Annotated in this window: 21 protein-coding genes; 9 read left to right on the top strand and 12 right to left on the bottom strand. The window is 67.3% G+C overall.

All coding sequences use genetic code 11. The features are described 5' to 3' along the window. The 3 genes from BLS34_RS08845 to BLS34_RS08835 all read left to right on the top strand — a co-directional run. Positions 1-312, top strand: a 312-nt coding sequence (locus tag BLS34_RS08845; protein WP_139189175.1) for an integrase core domain-containing protein, incomplete at its 5' end; no start/stop codon positions are given. A gap of 191 nt (positions 313-503) precedes the next feature. Further along, positions 504-908 (top strand): MbcA/ParS/Xre antitoxin family protein, encoded by a 405-nt coding sequence (locus BLS34_RS08840; RefSeq protein WP_175474162.1) that lies wholly within the window; start codon positions 504-506, stop codon positions 906-908. Then, entirely contained in the window at positions 905-1,585 is a 681-nt protein-coding gene (locus BLS34_RS08835; protein WP_093149676.1) for an RES family NAD+ phosphorylase, read from the top strand. Before BLS34_RS08840 ends, BLS34_RS08835 begins: the two co-directional genes overlap by 4 nt. A 297-nt stretch (positions 1,586-1,882) precedes the next feature. Here BLS34_RS08835 and BLS34_RS08830 read toward each other — a convergent pair whose 3' ends face one another. After that, entirely contained in the window at positions 1,883-2,344 is a 462-nt protein-coding gene (locus BLS34_RS08830) for a DUF6362 family protein (protein WP_093149673.1), read from the bottom strand. Positions 2,345-2,471: 127 nt separating this feature from the next. On the opposite strand from BLS34_RS08830, the gene BLS34_RS08825 reads away from it, so the two are divergent. The 4 genes from BLS34_RS08825 (at position 2,472) to BLS34_RS08810 (ending at position 7,502) form a co-directional block, all read left to right on the top strand. Then, a complete protein-coding gene (locus BLS34_RS08825) occupies positions 2,472-3,203 on the top strand; it encodes a S24 family peptidase (protein ID WP_028793464.1) in 732 nt (243 codons plus the stop codon). Between the two features lie 89 nt (positions 3,204-3,292). Then, positions 3,293-5,368 (top strand): hydantoinase/oxoprolinase family protein, encoded by a 2,076-nt coding sequence (locus BLS34_RS08820; protein ID WP_245701942.1) that lies wholly within the window; start codon positions 3,293-3,295, stop codon positions 5,366-5,368. 27 nt (positions 5,369-5,395) lie between these two features. Next, positions 5,396-5,815 (top strand): hypothetical protein, encoded by a 420-nt coding sequence (locus BLS34_RS08815; RefSeq protein ID WP_093149670.1) that lies wholly within the window; start codon positions 5,396-5,398, stop codon positions 5,813-5,815. A gap of 16 nt (positions 5,816-5,831) precedes the next feature. Next, on the top strand, positions 5,832-7,502 hold the full coding sequence (locus BLS34_RS08810; RefSeq protein ID WP_093149668.1) for a hydantoinase B/oxoprolinase family protein: 1,671 nt from the start codon (positions 5,832-5,834) through the stop codon (positions 7,500-7,502). Positions 7,503-7,516: 14 nt separating this feature from the next. Here the strand turns inward: BLS34_RS08810 and BLS34_RS08805 are convergent, their stop codons facing one another. Next, the gene (locus BLS34_RS08805) at positions 7,517-7,840 is read right to left on the bottom strand and encodes a hypothetical protein (RefSeq protein WP_038014425.1); all 324 of its coding nucleotides are present in this window, start codon (positions 7,838-7,840) and stop codon (positions 7,517-7,519) included. A gap of 188 nt (positions 7,841-8,028) precedes the next feature. Between BLS34_RS08805 and BLS34_RS08800 the strand changes: the two genes are divergently transcribed. Then, positions 8,029-9,267 (top strand): TIGR04372 family glycosyltransferase, encoded by a 1,239-nt coding sequence (locus BLS34_RS08800; RefSeq protein WP_093149666.1) that lies wholly within the window; start codon positions 8,029-8,031, stop codon positions 9,265-9,267. A gap of 28 nt (positions 9,268-9,295) precedes the next feature. Here the strand turns inward: BLS34_RS08800 and BLS34_RS08795 are convergent, their stop codons facing one another. From BLS34_RS08795 to BLS34_RS08780, 4 genes are read right to left on the bottom strand one after another with little or no spacing between them, the layout of a single operon-like run. Then, the gene (locus BLS34_RS08795) at positions 9,296-9,493 is read right to left on the bottom strand and encodes a type II toxin-antitoxin system HicB family antitoxin (RefSeq protein ID WP_281241205.1); all 198 of its coding nucleotides are present in this window, start codon (positions 9,491-9,493) and stop codon (positions 9,296-9,298) included. Between the two features lie 30 nt (positions 9,494-9,523). Further along, positions 9,524-9,670, bottom strand: a complete 147-nt coding sequence (locus tag BLS34_RS08790; RefSeq protein ID WP_281241203.1) for a type II toxin-antitoxin system HicA family toxin — start codon at positions 9,668-9,670, stop codon at positions 9,524-9,526. A 45-nt stretch (positions 9,671-9,715) separates the two neighbouring features. Beyond that, a complete protein-coding gene (locus BLS34_RS08785) occupies positions 9,716-10,882 on the bottom strand; it encodes a M20 aminoacylase family protein (RefSeq protein ID WP_093149659.1) in 1,167 nt (388 codons plus the stop codon). Between the two features lie 14 nt (positions 10,883-10,896). After that, on the bottom strand, positions 10,897-12,057 hold the full coding sequence (locus BLS34_RS08780) for a M20 aminoacylase family protein (protein WP_093149658.1): 1,161 nt from the start codon (positions 12,055-12,057) through the stop codon (positions 10,897-10,899). An 82-nt stretch (positions 12,058-12,139) separates the two neighbouring features. On the opposite strand from BLS34_RS08780, the gene BLS34_RS08775 reads away from it, so the two are divergent. Then, entirely contained in the window at positions 12,140-12,715 is a 576-nt protein-coding gene (locus BLS34_RS08775) for a GNAT family N-acetyltransferase (RefSeq protein WP_093149655.1), read from the top strand. Positions 12,716-12,769: 54 nt separating this feature from the next. On the opposite strand, the gene BLS34_RS26650 is transcribed toward BLS34_RS08775, so the two are convergent. The 6 genes from BLS34_RS26650 to BLS34_RS08745 are packed head-to-tail and all read right to left on the bottom strand — an operon-like array spanning position 12,770 to position 16,661. Then, a complete protein-coding gene (locus tag BLS34_RS26650; RefSeq protein WP_281241204.1) occupies positions 12,770-12,904 on the bottom strand; it encodes a MarC family protein in 135 nt (44 codons plus the stop codon). After that, positions 12,841-13,413 carry a MarC family protein gene (locus BLS34_RS08765; protein WP_093149652.1) on the bottom strand — a complete coding sequence of 191 codons (573 nt, stop codon included), beginning with the start codon at positions 13,411-13,413 and terminating at the stop codon, positions 12,841-12,843. The genes BLS34_RS26650 and BLS34_RS08765 overlap by 64 nt, the downstream gene beginning before the upstream one ends. 17 nt (positions 13,414-13,430) lie before the next feature. Next, complete coding sequence (locus tag BLS34_RS08760) at positions 13,431-14,066, bottom strand: 2-dehydro-3-deoxy-6-phosphogalactonate aldolase (protein ID WP_093149650.1); 636 nt, start codon at positions 14,064-14,066, stop codon at positions 13,431-13,433. Then, the gene (locus BLS34_RS08755; RefSeq protein WP_093149702.1) at positions 14,063-14,974 is read right to left on the bottom strand and encodes a 2-dehydro-3-deoxygalactonokinase; all 912 of its coding nucleotides are present in this window, start codon (positions 14,972-14,974) and stop codon (positions 14,063-14,065) included. Before BLS34_RS08755 ends, BLS34_RS08760 begins: the two co-directional genes overlap by 4 nt. After that, positions 14,974-15,648, bottom strand: coding sequence for a glutathione S-transferase family protein (locus BLS34_RS08750; RefSeq protein ID WP_093149647.1), 675 nt, complete (start codon positions 15,646-15,648; stop codon positions 14,974-14,976). The genes BLS34_RS08755 and BLS34_RS08750 overlap by 1 nt, the downstream gene beginning before the upstream one ends. Further along, complete coding sequence (locus BLS34_RS08745) at positions 15,645-16,661, bottom strand: NADP-dependent oxidoreductase (protein ID WP_093149646.1); 1,017 nt, start codon at positions 16,659-16,661, stop codon at positions 15,645-15,647. Before BLS34_RS08745 ends, BLS34_RS08750 begins: the two co-directional genes overlap by 4 nt. Between the last annotated feature and the right edge of the window lie 25 nt (positions 16,662-16,686).

The following is a 16,686-nucleotide window of genomic DNA, read 5'->3' as shown; positions in this document are numbered from 1 at the left end:
AGCGACAACGGAACGGAGCTCACCTCGAACGCCATTCTGGCTTGGCAGGAGGAGCGGGGCGTCGAGTGGCATTACATCGCGCCCGGCAAGCCGATGCAGAACGGCCTGGTCGAGAGCTTCAACGGACGGCTCCGCGACGAGTGCCTGAACGAGCACCTGTTCACCAGCCTGCGCCATGCCCGCCAGTTGATCGGTGCTTGGCGTGACGACTACAACCACCACCGCCCCCACACGAGCCTCAGTGGGCTCACACCGTGGGAATACCGCAACCGGTCAACACAGGACCAGAACCGGAACAGAACTAACTTCTGAACGCGGACATCACGGGGAGCACGTCGCAGGCTGGGTGTTTAGAGATCTATGGACGTGCTGATGGCTGGGCGCAGGCTGCCGTTCAAGCCTTAGTCGCTGGGTCCAACGTGCCCTTCGGAGGATCCAAGGCCCATTGAAGGCAGTCCATATATGTACTATGGTATGTACGAATGCATATATGGAGCAAACTAATGGCATTGTCTCCACAACCCGCATCAGCCCGCAGCCGCAGGGAACTATCTGGCCCGGCGCTGCGGACGTTCTTCCGGATCGCCGACCTGTGGAAACTGTCGGTCGAGGAGCAGATGACGCTTCTTGGTGCCAGTGCGCGCTCGACCTTCTTCAAGTGGAAGCGGGATCCGAACACGACGCTGCCCAAAGACACCCTGGAACGCATCTCCTACATCGTTGGCATCTACAAGGCACTACAGATCCTGCTGCCGAACGAGCAGGCGGCCAATGAGTGGATCCGGCACCCCAACACAGCCACCCTGTTCGGTGGCGCGCCTGCGCTGTCCCGGATGCTCTCAGGCCAAGTCGCCGACCTGTTCGTCGTGCGTCAGTATCTCGATGCACAGCGAGGCGGCTGGGCGTGACCCTGCCGGTATCCCGCATCGAGTGGAAGCCATCCTGGCGCATCATCCCGAGCCGCTTCCCGCCCATCCAGCTGTTCGAACGCGTCACCGAACCTGATGACCTCGAGGCCATCTTCGAACTGGAGGCGATGACCAATCCGCGCCTGCGGGAGGAGGTGGGCAACATCAGCATGGTGCCTCCGGAAGACCGTATCAGTGGCCCGGGCACGAGCATCATCATGGCGGCCTTCACCCACCTGAACCCTGATGGGAGCAGGTTCACCGACGGCAGCTATGGCGTCTTTTATGCCGCGGGTGATCTCGACACCGCGATTGCCGAGACCCGATATCACCGAGAGCGCTTCATGCGGGCCACGGCACAGCTGCGCATGGAACTCGATATGCGGGTGTACTTGGTCGACCTGACGGGCGACCTGCATGACCTGAGGGGCCAGCAGGACGCCTATTCACTGGTCTACCACGCGACCAACTACGCGGCCGCCCAGCATCTATCCAGAGAGCTTAAGAAAAGCGGTTCCAACGGCATCGCCTATGACAGCGTGAGGCGGTCAGGTGGCGAATGTGTTGCGGTGTTCCGGCCGCCCTTGCTGTCGAACGCCAGGCAGGAACGACACCTCTGCTATGTGTGGGACGGCGACGCTATTTCGTCGGTCTATGAGAAGCGGGCGATCGGGTGATCGCGGGCAGAACTGCCGATCGTGCGAACCAGAAGCCCTGTGTCACGGAAGGAGGAATTGGTCCTGCGGTCGCGTCGAAATTGTCTAAAAGCAGGCCGTTGGGGCGTCAGAAAATCGAAACTAAGGGGTCATTCGCCCGCAGCCCGCGAATCTGCTCCGGCATTTGATTTTATTAGCTTATTCACGCTGCGAAGTCAGTAATCGTGGCAAACCGGTACAGCTAACTTGGCAAATGACCATGTTACGCGGCAACCGACAACAACAGTGATCCAAGCTTGAGCGAAGGTATAGCCGCTTTTATAAATCCTGTAAAGAGTTTTTTCTTATTACTGGTTTTTTCTTATCATCCGCAGCCAACAATACCCGGATCCGGTCATGGCCGCGGGCGACGATCTTGCGCAGCGTCACATGGCTGCGGCCGTCCATATCCTCCAGCCGGCGCCAGGAGATCCCCATGGCCCGGGCCCAGACCAGCCGTCGCGCCTCCTCGTCGCAGGCAAGCAACCAGCCAAGCGTGCGGTCCATCCGGTCGATCGCCTGGGGCGAGGGCGGCGACGGGCGGCGTGCGGCATCCTGCGACGACGCGAAGAGGGAGGCGCTGTCCCGCACCACCTCGGGCCAGCTCGACAGGCGCGGCCTGGCCAGCCCCCGAGGCAGCCGGCGCAACGTGTCGGCCGCCTCGCGCAGCAACAGGGGCGCCGGGTCTGGCGTCGCTTCCGACGCCGGTTTTCCGGGAATGGCGGATGCGGTCTGAGCCATAGGGAATCGCCTCCAGTCGCTATCATTTGCACACAATAGGAACAGATCAACCTATGGCATCACATTGAGGCATACAATAGGAAAATTATTCTATACACCTGCGTATAATCGGAATATGATCGAACTCATGAAACTCGATCCAACGCGACGCCGCGTCCTCGAGCTGATCGCGCACCGCGATCCGCCCACGGACCTGAAGAAGGCGTCGATCGCCTGTGGCAAGAACCACGCCTATCTGCACCAGTTCGTGCACCGGGGAACGCCCCGGAAGCTGCCGGAGGACGTGCGCCATCTGCTGGCAGGCCATCTCGGCGTGGACGAGAGCGAGCTGCGCGACGGCGCCCCGCCCAAGGTGGTGTCCTCCGGCGCGCGCCAGGCCACCGAGATGACCACCCGGCGGGCGGTCACCTATGCAAGGGCGCTGACGATCGACAACGATCCGGCCGTGGCCGCCGTGCCCGAGGTCCACATCATCGCCTCGGCCGGCGGCGGCTCGCTGATGGATCAGGAGCAGCGCGGCGAGAACTGGTACTTCCCGGTCTCCTGGCTGCACCACGAGTTGCATGCCGACGCCGACAACCTGCGCATCATCTCCATCGACGGCGACAGCATGGAGCCGATCCTGGAGGCGGGCGACAAGATCCTGGTCGATACCTCCCGCAAGGCCCCCTCTCCGCCCGGTATCTTCGTACTGTTCGACGGCATGGGGCTGGTCGCCAAGCAGCTCGAGCCGGTGCCCAATACCGAGCCGGCGCGGGTGCTGATCCGCTCGGCCAATGCCCGCTATCAGGACTACGAGCGCACGGTCGACGAGGTGTCGATCATCGGCCGCGTGGTCTGGTTCGCCCGCCGGGTGTGACCGCTCTCAAAATCCTCAACTCGACTCTTCCGGCCTCCGCCACAATTCGTTAGCATACGAACAAGTTTCTCGTAGGGAGGTCGATCGCGGTGAGCGGCAACGGCACACGCCCCATGGCGCGCATCGTCGGCGTCGATGTCGGCGGGACCTTCACGGATCTCGTCTATCTGGATGCCGCCCTGCCCGGCGGGCTGGCACTGGCTAAGGTGCCCACGAGCCTCGACAACCAGGCCGGCGGCGTCATGGCGGCGCTCGAAGCGGCCGGCGTCGACACCGCCACCCTCGACCAGATCGTCCACGGGACGACGACCACCACCAACGCCCTGCTGGAACGTAAGGTCGCCCGCACCGGACTGATCACCACCAAGGGCTTCCGCGACGTGCTGGAACTGGGGCGGCGCACCCGCCCGACCTCCTACGGCCTGACCGGCCATTTCGAGCCGCTGATCCCGCGCGAGCTGCGCCTGGAGGTGGCCGAGCGCATGGACGCCGACGGCGAGGTCCTGACCCCGCTGGACGAGGCCGGGGTCGCCGCCGCCGCCGACGCCCTGAAGGATGCCGGCTGCGAGGCGGTGGTGATCCACTTCCTGCACAGCTACGCCAATCCCGACCACGAGCGCCGGGCGGAGGAGATCGTGCGCGCCCGCTGGCCGCAGGCCGAGGTCACCGCCGGCTCCGCGATCCTGTCGGAGTTCCGGGAGTACGAGCGCGGCACCACCGCCGCCGTGAACGCCACGGTCCAGCCGGTCCTGCGCCGCTACCTGAAGCGCCTGACCGACCGGCTGAGCGACGGCGGCTACGCCCGCACCCTGCTGGTCATGCAGGGTAACGGCGGCACCATCTCCGCCGAGCGCGCCGCCGATCAGGCGGTGAACACGGTGATGTCCGGCCCCGCCTCCGGCGTGATGGCGGCGGCCTATACCGCCCGGGCCGCCGGTTTCGCCAACGTGCTGACCTACGACATGGGCGGCACCAGCTCCGATGTCGGGTTGATCATCGACGGCATCCCCAGCATCCACAGCGAGCTCGACCTGGAATACGGCATGCCGATCCACGTCCCGATGGTCGACGTGCACACGATCGGCGCCGGCGGCGGCTCCATCGCCTCGGTCGACGCGTCGGGCCTGCTCAAGGTCGGCCCGGAGAGTGCGGGGGCCGTGCCCGGGCCGATCTGCTACGCACGCGGCGGCACCCGGCCGACCATCACCGACGCCAATCTGGTGCTCGGCCGGCTCGACCCGGCGCGGCTGCTGTCGGTGGACAACCCGGTCTCGCTCGACGACGTCCGCGCCCGCATCGTGGAGGCCGTCGGTGCCCCGCTGGGTCTGTCGGCGGACGCGGCGGCGGCGGCGATCCTGCGGGTGGCGAACGACCGGATGGCCGGCGCGATCCGCATGGTGTCGCTGTCGAAGGGCCACGACCCGCGCGACTTCGTGCTGTTCGCCTTCGGCGGGGCCGGACCGCTGCACGCGACCGCCCTTGCCCGCGAGCTGGCGGTGCCCACTGTCGTCGTGCCCGCCCGCCCCGGCATCACCAACGCCATCGGCTGCGCCGTCGCCGACCTGCGCCACGACTTCGTCAACACGTTGAACACCCCGCTGGAGGCGCTCGACATCGCCGGCGTCCACGCGCTGTTCGCCGAGCAGGAAGCGGAGGGCCGCGCCCTTCTCGACGCCGAGGGTGTGGCGCTGGCCAGCGTGGAGATCCGCCGCAGCGTCGACATGCAGTTCCTCGGGCAGTCGCACATCCTTCAGGTGCCGCTCGATACAGCCACGCCCAGCCTGGACGACCTCGCCCGGCTGTTCGCCGCCGCCTATTGGGAGCGCTTCGCCGTCGACCTGCCGGAGATCCGCCCGGTGCTGGTGAATCTGCACACCGCCGTGCTCGGCCATCGCCCGGCCGTGCCGCTGGCCCAGCTCGCCGCCTCGAACGACCGCGCCGCCACGGTGGCGGATGCGCAGGAGACCACCCGCGATGTCTGGTTCGAGGACGGCGGCTGGCAGGTCACCCCGATCTACCGGCGCGAGCGCCTGCCCGAGGGTGCCGCCTTCGACGGCCCCGCCATCGTCGCCCAGTTCGACTCCACCACCGTCATCGAGCCCGGCCAGTCGGCGCGGCTCGACGATTTCGGCAATCTTCTGGTCTCCGTCGCGTTGTTGCAGTGACCATCTCCACCATGTGAGGCTGCCGTCATGACATCGCCCCTTCTCTCCCGATCCCTATCCTCCCGTGCCCGGGATCGGGTTTCGGTCCCCGACCGCTTCCCGACCCTGCTCGTCGCCGGCCTGGTCGGCTTCGCCCTGATCTGCATGGCCCTTGGCAGCGCCGGCGCCCGCGCCGCCGCCGAGACCCCGCAGGAAGAGGTCTACCTGAACTACCAGATCGGCCTGCAGGCCGTCGCCAAGTGCCGCGACGTCACGCTCAGCCACGAGCAGCAGCAGCGCATCGGCGAGCGGATCGACCGGCTGACCGGCACCGCCGTCGGCGCCGGCCGCCGCCTGTTCCTCATCGAGGAAGCCAAGGAGATCATCAACGCCAAGGGCTGCGACGATCCGGTGGTGACCTCCGGCCTGGCCGCCTACGACGCCAACCTCGCGTCGGCGGCCCAGTAACGACCATGGAGTGCCGATGACCGGACCAGCCGCCCTCTCCCGCGATCCGCATCCCGCGATCGACCCGATCACGCTGACGGTCATCCAGAACGGTCTCCAGCAGGTCTGCAACGAGATGGACCTGGCCTTCTCGCGCGCCGCCTTCTCGCCGGTGATCAGCGAGACCCACGACCGCTCCGACGGCATCTACCACCGCGACGACGGCGCCCTCATCGCTCAGGGAGAGGATGGGCTGCCGGTCTTCGTCGGGACCATGCAGGACTGCTGCGCCACGGTGATCGAGCGCGCCCGCAACCTGCAGCCCGGCGACGTCTACATCGTCAACGATCCGTATCTGGGCGGCACCCACCTGATGGACGTGAAGTTCGTCAAGCCGTTCTTCTATAAAGGCGAGCTGTTCTGCTGGCTGGCCAATACCGGCCACTGGCCGGATACCGGCGGGGCCGTGCCCGGCGGGTTTTCCGCCAGCGCCACCGAGGTCGAGCAGGAAGGCCTGCGCCTGCCGCCGGTGAAGCTCTACAAGGCCGGCGCGATCGACGAAGAGATCCTGTCGATCATCAACTCCAACATCCGCATCGCCGACCAGCGCATCGGCGACATCAAGGCCCAGGCCGCCGCCCTGACCGTGGGCGAGCGTCGGCTGACCCTGCTGCTCGACCGCTACGGTGCCGACACCGTCGATCGCGCCATCGCCGAGATGCGGGTCCGCGCCGCCCAGCAGATGCGCGCCAAGATCGCCGCCGTGCCCGACGGGGTCTACGAAAGCACCGCCATCGTCGACAGCGACGGGGTGGTGAACGAACCGCTGACCATCGCCCTCGCCCTGACGATCAGGGGGGAGGAGGCGCATTTCGACTTGTCCCGCTCCTCCCCGCCCTGCCAGGGGCCGATGAACAGCGTGATCGCCACCACGCGGTCCTCGGTCTACCTGGCGATGAAGCACATCTATCCCGACGTCGCGATCAACGCCGGCACCTTCGAGCCGCTGCGCATCGCCGACCCGGACGGGACCTTCCTCTACGCGAAGTATCCGCGCCCAGTCTCCGGCTGTGCGGCGGAGGTGAGCCAGCGCATCGCCGAGGCGGTGTTCGCAGCCATGACCAGGGCGGTCCCCGACCACCTCTTCGCCGCCCCGGCCGGCACCAGCGGCAACTTTTCGCTCGGCGGCACCGACCCGAAGACCGGCCGCGGCTATGTCTGCTACCTGATCTCCGGCGGCGGCTATGGCGGGCACGCGGGGGGCGACGGCATCTCCAACGGCTGCTCCACCATCGGCATCTCCAAGACCACGCCGATCGAGGTGGTCGAGCAGCGCTATCCGATCCTCTACGAGGAATACGCCCTGCGCGAAGGCTCCGGCGGCGCCGGGGAGCATCGCGGCGGCTTCGGCGTGCGCTACAAGGTGCGGTTGCGCCGGGGCAACGCGCGGGCCAGCTTCGTCATGGACCACGGCCGCGTCGGCCCCCAGGGCGCGCTCGGCGGGGCCGACGGCGCGCCGAACACGGTGCTGGTGGAGCGCGGCGGCGAGAGCTACACGCCGCTGCACCTGTCGAAGGAACAGGGGATTTCGATCACCGAGGGCGACGCCATCACCGTGCAGACCCCCGGCGGCGGCGGCTACGGCGACCCGGCGAAGCGGGATCCCGCCCTGATCGAGCGGGACCGGGTACGGGAGTACTACCCCTAGCTCGGACGCACGCCTTAGTCGGTGAAGGTGTACTCGCCGAGCTCGCACAGATCGAGGGCCAGGTCCTCGACCACATCGCCGTCCTGGAACACCCCGCGGATGTCGTAGATGCAGGTGCTCAGCCCATCGGCGATGACCACGGTGACCTCGTAGTTGCTGGCCAGGATGCTGCCCTCCAGCAGGTTCTCCTCCCAATGCTCTGAACTGGCCGCCGAGACGTAGAAGCCCGTCAGGGCGCTGCTGGAATTGTTGACGAGCAGAAACTCAAGGTCTTCCGCCACCACCGGGGTGGCAAACGCACAGATCAGAACGGCCGCGACGGCCAGATACTTGCGCATGGGCATTCCCTCTGAACGACACCGCCTGATGCGGGCCTCTCCGGCGCGACGGTATGCGAAGTTCGGGCAGCGCGGTAGCGGATTTCGCAGCCCGGATCGCGCGCTTCAGGCGTGGGATCGCGATATGACAGGGTGCCTTCGAATCTGCTGTACTACGGACCTCCCAGCCTCACCGAGCGGAGCGTGTCATGCAGAAACCCAGCCCTCCGCCCGCCGGCTCTCAGCCCGAGCGCCAGGTCACCCAGGAGACGCTGAACCGGCTGCTATCGCTGGTGATCCCGCACCTGACGCCGGGCGAACCGATCCTGGTCTACGTGCTGGCCCAGTGGCGGCGGTTCGGGCATCTGGTGATCGAGCCACAGATGCTCGCCACCCTCTACGGCGACACGTACCGCCGGATCGTGATCGTCACCGGCAATCTCGACATGCCAGGCTCCAACCGGGCGCTGACCGAATGCCTGGACGACCGCTTCGTGGTGGTGGAGACCGATTTCCGCGACGTGCTGTCGCTCGGCACCACCGATGGCGGGCTGATCGACATGAAGCACCTGCATTGGCTCGCCATGTCGGCGCGTACGCTGATCGTGGAATGCTGGCGCGCCATGTCGACGGGCACCGAACCGTTTCTCTACACCCTGCCCGACAACCTGCGGGAGCGCGGCGAGGCCCGACTGTCCGAACACGGGATCGATCCGGCCGCCCCCCTCGCCCTGTTTCATACCCGCACCATGGCCTATCTGCCGGAGGAGGTGCATCACGGCCACCGAACCGCCGCCATCGGCAGCTATGACGGCTCGATACGCCGTATCCTCAACGCGGGCTATCAGGTCGTGCGGATCGGCGAGCCCGGGCTGGAGATCTGGGACACCGCGCCCGAGGGCTATCTGAGCCTTCCCGACGCCTTTCCGGACGAGCGGTGGATCGATCTCTATGTCTGTGCCGCCTGCCGGTTCATGACGGCGCAGAATTCCGGGCCGATCTGGGTGGCGGCGGCCTTCGGCAACACCTCGCTGCGCACCAACACGCCGTTCGAGCACCTGAACCTGCCGTACAACGAGGACCTGTCCCTGTTCAAACGCTACCGGCGGATCGGCGAGGACCGGTTCCTCACCTACCGCGAGATCCTCGATGCCCGGCTGCCCGGCACCTTCCGGGACGTTGAGTTCGAGGCGATGGGCATCGAACTGGTGGAGAACACGCCCGAGGAGATCGACGCCGCCACGGCCGAGTTTCTCGACAAGCTCAACGGCAAGTGGGCGCCGGACATGGCGAAGCACGCGCGGTTCCGCGCCCTGGGGGCGGCCTACGAGGCGGCGATCAAGCAGGACCCCCGCTTCGTCGACGAGACCCTGGATTTCTACGGCTACGGCCACCCGTTCGGCTGGGTGGCACGCGGCACGCTGGAACTGCCGGAGTTCTTGGTGTGACGGGCGAGGCTCAGCCGGCAGGGAAACGCTAAGACGACCCCGTGCCCACCTTGGCCAGGTAGGCGGAGCGGCTGAGGACGTGCATCGCCGCGTTCCGGTCGATCGACGCGAGCGCCGAGCGCCGGATCGTCAGGTTGATCCGGATCGTCTCGTCCCGGCCGTCAGGCGCGCGCACCGGAACCGGCATGCCGTCGGAGAAGTCCGGATCGGCCATGACCGTGTCGATGGATGATACCCACGTAGTAGACCATCGTCGTCACCTCAACCTCAGGCCTGACTGCCTCTCGATACTCCGAAGCGTGCCGACCGGCAGATCGCGCTTCGGATGCGGGACGGTCACAAGGCCGGGCTTCGTCGGATGTTTGCAGTGGTGACGGCTACCGCTCACGCGGACCTGCCGCAATCCATCCGCTCCGACTGGGCCGCGCCGTGGTCGCCCCAAGCGAGATTACGCCCGCTTCAGCCGGTCCTCGACGAGTTGCGCCCAGAAGCTCGCGCCGTGGGGCAGGGCTTCGTCGTTGAAGTCGTAATCCGGGTGGTGCACGCCGGCGGTGTCGCCGTTTCCGGCCCAGATATACGCGCCGGGCCGCTGGTTCAGCATGTAGGAGAAGTCCTCCGCCCCCATCATCGGGGTCGGCGCGCGGTCCACCCGGTCGGCCCCGGCCACCCGGTCGGCGATCCCGGCGGCGACCTCCGCCTGCTCCGGGTCGTTGATCGTCGCCGGATAGCCCCGGATATAGTTCAGCTCGGCCGTGGCGCCGAAGGTGGCGCAGACCCCGTCCATGATCTTCGTGATCCGCTCCGGCAGGCTGTTCTGGACATCGGGATCGAACACCCGGCAGGTGCCGCGCAGCACCATGTCGTCCGGCACCACGTTGAAGGCATGGCCGGCGTGGAACTGGGTCACAGAGAGCACCAGCGCCTTCTGCGGGTCCAGGTTGCGCGAGGTGATCGACTGCAGCGCCATCACCATGTGGGCGCCGACCAGCACCGGGTCGACGCCGTGATGCGGCATCGCACCGTGGGAACCACGGCCCTTGATCGTGATCTCGAAATTGTCGCGCGCCGCCATCATCGGCCCCTCGGACACGGCGAAGCTGCCGACCGGGATGCCGGGGATGTTGTGCATGCCGAACACGGTCTCGCAGGGGAAGTGGTCGAACAGGCCCTCCTGGACCATCTTGTCGCCGCCGCCCTTGCCCTCTTCGGCCGGCTGGAAGATGAAGTGGACGGTGCCGTCGAAGTTCTTCGTCTCCGCCAGATACTTCGCCGCGCCCAGCAGCATGGTGGTGTGGCCGTCATGGCCGCAGGCATGCATCACGCCGGCATTGACCGAGCGGTGCGGGCGGTCGTCCTCGCCGCGCTCCAGGATCGGCAGGGCGTCCATGTCGGCACGCAGGCCGATGGTGCGCCCGGAGCTGCCGGATTTCAGCACCCCGACCAAGCCGGTGCCGGCGATGCCGCGATGCACCTCGATGCCGAAGGACTCGAGCTTGGCCGCGACCACGTCGCTGGTGCGGTGCTCCTCGAATCCGAGTTCCGGGTGGGTGTGGAGGTCGTGCCGCCACGCGGTCATCTCGTCGTGGAATTCGGCGATGCGGTTGACGATGGGCATGGGTTTTCCTCCGCTCAGGCCTTGGCGAGCCGCTGTTCGACCAGGGTCGACCAATAGCTGGCGCCGTGGGTGAGCGCCTCGTCGTTGAAATCGTATTCCGGATGATGGACCGAGGCGCCCGGCCCGTTGCCCATCAGGATGTAGGAGCCGGGGACCGCCACCATCATGGCGGCGAAGTCCTCCGAGCCCATCAGCGGGGTCATCTCGTCGCGGACCCGGCCGTCGCCGGCCACCGCGCGGGCGGCGCCGAGCGCGTGCTGGGTGGCGTCCTCGGCATTCACCGTCACCGGGAAGATCGCCTTGTAGTCGACCGTGGCCGACGCGCCGTGGGCGGCGCAGATGCCGTCGACCACCCGGCGGAACCGCTCTTCCAGAGTGCCGTGGATCTCCATGTTCAGGGTCCGGCAGGTGCCCCGCATAACGACCGTGTCCGGAATCACGTTGAACGCCTCGCCGGCATGGAACTCGGTCACCGAGACCACCAGGGCGTCCTGGGCGCTGACCGTGCGGCTGACGAGCGTCTGCAGGGCGATGATCAGGTTGGAGCCGACCACCACCGGATCGACGCCCTGATGCGGCATCGCGGCATGGGAGCCGCGGCCCTGGATGGTGATCTCGAACGTGTCGCCGGCCGCCATGATCGGGCCGGTGCGGATCGCGAACTCGCCGACCGGGATGTTCGGCATGTTGTGCATGCCGTAGACCCGCTCGCAGGGAAACCGCTCGAACAGCCCGTCGTCGAGCATCTCGAAGGCGCCGCCGAGGCCTTCCTCGGCCGGCTGGAAGATGAAGTGCACGGTGCCGTCGAAGTTCTTCGTCTCCGCCAGGTACTTCGCCGCGCCCAGCAGCATGGTGGTGTGGCCGTCATGGCCGCAGGCGTGCATCACGCCGTCGGTGCCCGACGCGTAGTCCTTGCCGGTGCGCTCGGTGATCGGCAGGGCGTCCATGTCGGCGCGCAGGCCGATGCGCCGGTCGCCGTTCCCGGCCCTGAGCACGCCCACCACGCCGGTCCTGCCGATTCCCTTGTGCACCTCGATGCCCCATTCGGCCAGCTTCGCGGCGACGATCTCGCTGGTCCTCTGTTCCTGGAAGCCGAGTTCGGGATTGGCGTGGAAGTCGCGGCGCCACTCGGTCATCTCGCCATGGAAATCCGCGATGCGGTTGATGATCGCCATTTCTGGAGGGTGCTCCGGTTGATCGGGAAAGGGTTCGCGAGTATCGAGCCCCATCCACAAGCATGCAAGAGAGGTCGCCCCGATGGCTGCCACCCCGGATCTGACGGCCGACGTGCCGGTCATCGAGACCGAGCGTCTGCGTCTGCGCGGCTTCACCCCCGAGGACAAGCCGGCCTATGCCGCCCTGCGCGCCGACCCGGACGTGGTGCGATATCTGGTCGGCGGCGAGGCCCTGATTCCTTTCGCCGAGCAGATCGCCGAAAGCCGGATCGCCACCTTCCGAGAGGCATGGGCCTCCGGTTTCGGAGTCTGGGCGGTGGAGGAAAGGGACAGCGGCCGCTTCCTCGGCCAGTCCGGCCTCGCCCAGCTGGACCGGTCGTCGGAGGTGGAGGTACTCTACGCCTTCGCCCGGCACGCCTGGGGCAAGGGCTATGCCCGCGAAGCCGCCCGCGCGGCCCTGGCCTATGCCTTCGAGACCGCCGGTCTTACGCGGGTCGTGGCCTTCGTCGTGCCGCAGAACACCGCCTCCGCCCGGGTGCTGGAGGCGGTGGGCCTCACCGCCCTGGGCGAAACCACCTACAACGACTTTCCCGTGCTGGGCTACGCCATCACCGCCGAAGAATGGAGCGCCGAAGAATGGGCGGCGCGGTCGGGCTGAGCGTCCGCCGACGGAGTCACCCGAGCAGATGTTTCATCTGATCGCGATTTGTCTCTAGTGGGTCAGCGCGAACTTGTCGGCATGGCCGAGCACGCCGGTGACCAGGATCTCCACCCCGATGGCGATCAGGAGCAGACCGAAGAGCCGCTCGATGACCAGGATGCCGCTCTTGCCCAGGAACCGGACCAGCAATCCGGCCCCACCAGGATCAGCCAACTCAGGCCTAGCACAATGGCCAGGATGGCAATGACGCTGATCTCGTGACTGAGATCCATGGTCTCATGGCCTTCGAGCAGCATCTTGGTGATCGCGCCGGCGCCGCCGAACATCGGAATACCCATCGGCGATATGCCGACCCGCACCGCCGAGCCGCCGGAATCCGTCTCGATGTCCTCCGTACTCGGAACGTGCTTGTCCGACATCATCGACAGGCCGGTCAGGGCGATGATCAGGCCACCGGCGATCTGAAAGGACGGCAGGGAGGTGCCCATGGTCTGCATGATCGCCTCGCCGAAGAAATACGCCAGGCTCAGCACGACAAAGGCCGTCAGACAGGCGACGGTGGCGCAGAGAACCCGGCCACGCGAGGTCATGCCAGTGGTAAGCGAGATGAAGATCGGCGCACCGACAATAGGCGCGATGAGAGCAAAGAGACTTACGCCGAACTGGATGTGCGACGGCCAATCAAATGCATTCATAGGAAAACGATCCCTTTTCAGGCACTACACGAGAGTTTCATCCATACAGCCTGGAAGGCCTTCGCCTTTTCCGCAACCTCGCTGGCCGTATCGCCGGGTTTGTACAGCGCCGATCCCAGACCGAATCCGGTGGCGCCGGCCTGCAGATAGCCTTCCATCGACTCCGGCATGATGCCACCGACCGGCAGCACGGGGACCTGCTTCGGCAGCACCGCGCGCATCGCCTTCAGCACCGGCGGCGGCGCCGCCTCGGCGGGGAACAGTTTCAGAGCATCGGCACCCGCCCGCAACATGGCGAAGGCCTCGCCCGGCGTGGCGAAACCCGGCACCGCCACCGCGCCGAGGCTCTTCGCCCGTTCAACCACGGCGGCATCGGCATGGGGCATGACGATCAGCCGGCCGCCGGCGGCGAGGACATCGTCGACGCTGTCCGGCTCGATCACGGTGCCGGCCCCCACCAGCAGCCGATCCCCGACCGCGGCGGCCAGACGGGCGATGCTGTCGAGCGGCCGCGGCGAGTTCAGCGGCACCTCGACGATAGCGAAACCCTGCTCCTCAAGCGCCAGCGCCACATCGACCACCTCGTCGGGCGTCACACCGCGCAGGATCGCCACCAGAGGGCAGCGCGCGAGATAGGATTCGAAACCGGTCATCGGCCGGCCTCGCGGGCGAGGCTGTCGGCGATCAGGAACAGCCCGCAAGCCGCGGCATGTGCCGCCACCGCCTCCCCCCTATGGCCGAGCGTCTCCAGGGCCCCGCGATACAGGCGGACCAGCTCCTCCTCGCCCACCAGATAGACGGTGCCGGTCGGTTCGGCCGCCCTTATCTCGTGACCGATGACGAGGCCGGACAGGAAGGCGCCCGCCGCTTCCGGCGCCAGATCCCCGAACAGGCCGGCGGCGCGCACCCCGAACAGGTGATGCAGCAACCCGCCGGCGGCTCCCGACCGGGCCACGCCCTTCCGAAACGCCGCGTCGTCCCAGGCCGCGTGCTCGATGCCGCGTCCCAGAATGCTGTGCCGGCGCAGCACATCGAAGACCTCGCCGGTCATGTGGGTCGAGAACGACGTCACCCGCCGGTTCTCCACGACGGCCCATTTCGAATGGGTGCCGGGCAGACAGACCGTGGCGGAGGTGGCGCCGAGCAGGTCGACGGCGCCGAGAATCTGTACCTCCTCGCCGCGCATCACGTCCGGGACCCCGTCGCCGGCGCGCACGGACAGACCCGGCGCCAGATGGATGACCCGGCCGCGTGCCAGGGTCAGCGGGACGAGCGCGCCGGAGATGTCGTCGACCGCCGCCGGACAGGAGAGATACGGCGTCTCCAGCCACCCCTGCCGGCTGCCGATCATCCCCGACAGCACCACCGGGACGGTCGGGACGGCGTCCAGCCAGTCGCCGATCAGTTCCTCGAACGCGTCCTCGAACTCCCCGGCATCGATCGCCAGGATTCCGGCCTGGGCCCGACGCCCTTCCAGCATCTCGCCCTCGGCACCGAAGCGGAAGGCGCGGAAGCTCGTCGTTCCCCAATCGACGCCGATGGCGACGGTTCCGGCGGTCATCATGCGTCCTTCGCGAACGGCTTCAGGCAGGCCCGGCGCCAGGCGAGATCCCGCGCCTCGTACCAGGCGGCCATGTCGGCGGGCAGTTCCGGCATCGCGCTGGGGTCGGCAAGCTCGATCCACAGCAGGTAGCCATAGACCACCGCATCGGCAAATCCCGGCTCGCGGCCGGAGAAGAACGGCGAGCGTTCGAGCTTGGCGGCGACCCGTCCAACCGAGAAGGCCAGGTCCAGCTCCGACGCCGACCGGTGGGCCACCAGCTCGGCGAAGGTCATGCCGTAACGCTCTTCCCGGCTGCGCCGATAGTAGTCCCGATCTTCCGGGCACAGCCGCTCGATGAACCACGGGGCGATCACCCGCCCGGCCCGCGCGCCGAGCTCTCGCTCGATCGCCGCCAGATCGAAATACCGGTCCTCGTCGCGATAGACCGGCCGTCCGGACTGCACCGCGTCGAGATAGCGTACGATGGCCTCGGAATTCGTGAGGCGGGAGGCCCCGTCGACCATGGCGGGGCATGTCCGTGCCCCGGTCTCCGCCTCCAGCCTGTCCACATCGGCGAACCGCATCGGCACCCGCGCGCAGTCCATGCCCTTGAGCGCCAGCGCGATCCGGACCCGGTAGCCGATCGGACTGGGACACAGGTTGTTCGCGCCGAGGCGCTCGTACAGCTTCATGGATCGGCCCCCACCCGTACCAGCGCCTTGCCCGTGTTCTGACCGTTGAGCAGGCGGATCAACGCGTCGGCCGCGTTGTCGAGGCCGATGGTCACGTCCTCACGGTACTTGAGATGCCCATCGCGATACCAGCCGGCGAGCCGCCCGACGATCTCGTTGAAGCGGTCGTAGTGGTCGAGGATAAGAAACCCCTCCATCCGCGCCCGCTTGACCAGCAACTGCCGGTTCGGCCGCGGGCCCATGGGCAGGGGGAAGGAGGGCATGCCGATGGTGCCGCAGATGGCAATCCGCGCGCCGACATTGATGCGGTCCAGCACCGCGTCGAACTGATCGGCGCCGACGCTGTCGAAGAAGCAGTCGATCCCGTCCGGCGCCGCCGCGTCCAGGCCGGGGCCAATATCGTCGGCCGCCTTGTAGTCGACCGCCGCGTCGAAGCCGAATTCCTCCAAACAGGCGCGGACCTTGTCGGGGCCGCCGGTGACGCCGACCGCCCGCGCGCCCATCACCTTGGCGATCTGGCCGACCACCGAGCCCACCGAGCCGGCCGCCGTGGTCACCACCACCGTGTCGCCTGCCTTCACCCGGCAGACATCGACCAGCCCGACATAGGCCGTCGCCCCGTTCATGCCCAGCACGTGCAGGGCGGTGGAGATCGGCGCCAGGGACGGGTCGACCACCCGGTCGATGTCGCTGCCGTCGGACACGGCGAAGCGGCGCCAGCCCTGGCGGCCCTGCACGATGGTTCCGACCGGATAGCCCGGGTGCCGGGAGTCGACCACCTCGCCCACGGTGAAGCCGGTCATCGGCGCGCCGATCGGCACCGGTTCGCTGTAGTTCGGGGCGTCGGCGATCCAGCCGCGCATGGCCGGCTCCAGCGACAGCCAGATCACCCGGATCAGCATCTGCCCGTCGGCGATCCGCGGCATGTCCGTCTCGACGGGCTCGAACAGATCGGCGCGTACCGACGGGTCCGGCCGGCCGCGCAGCACCACATGCTGATTCTCGTCACTCAACGCCGTTCCCCCCAGCTTGACACTC

It is taken from the genome of Thalassobaculum litoreum DSM 18839, from assembly GCF_900102465.1.
GTDB lineage: Bacteria > Pseudomonadota > Alphaproteobacteria > Thalassobaculales > Thalassobaculaceae > Thalassobaculum > Thalassobaculum litoreum.
The sequence above is the reverse complement of the archived record's forward strand: the minus strand, read 5'-3'. Positions and strand labels throughout refer to the sequence as shown.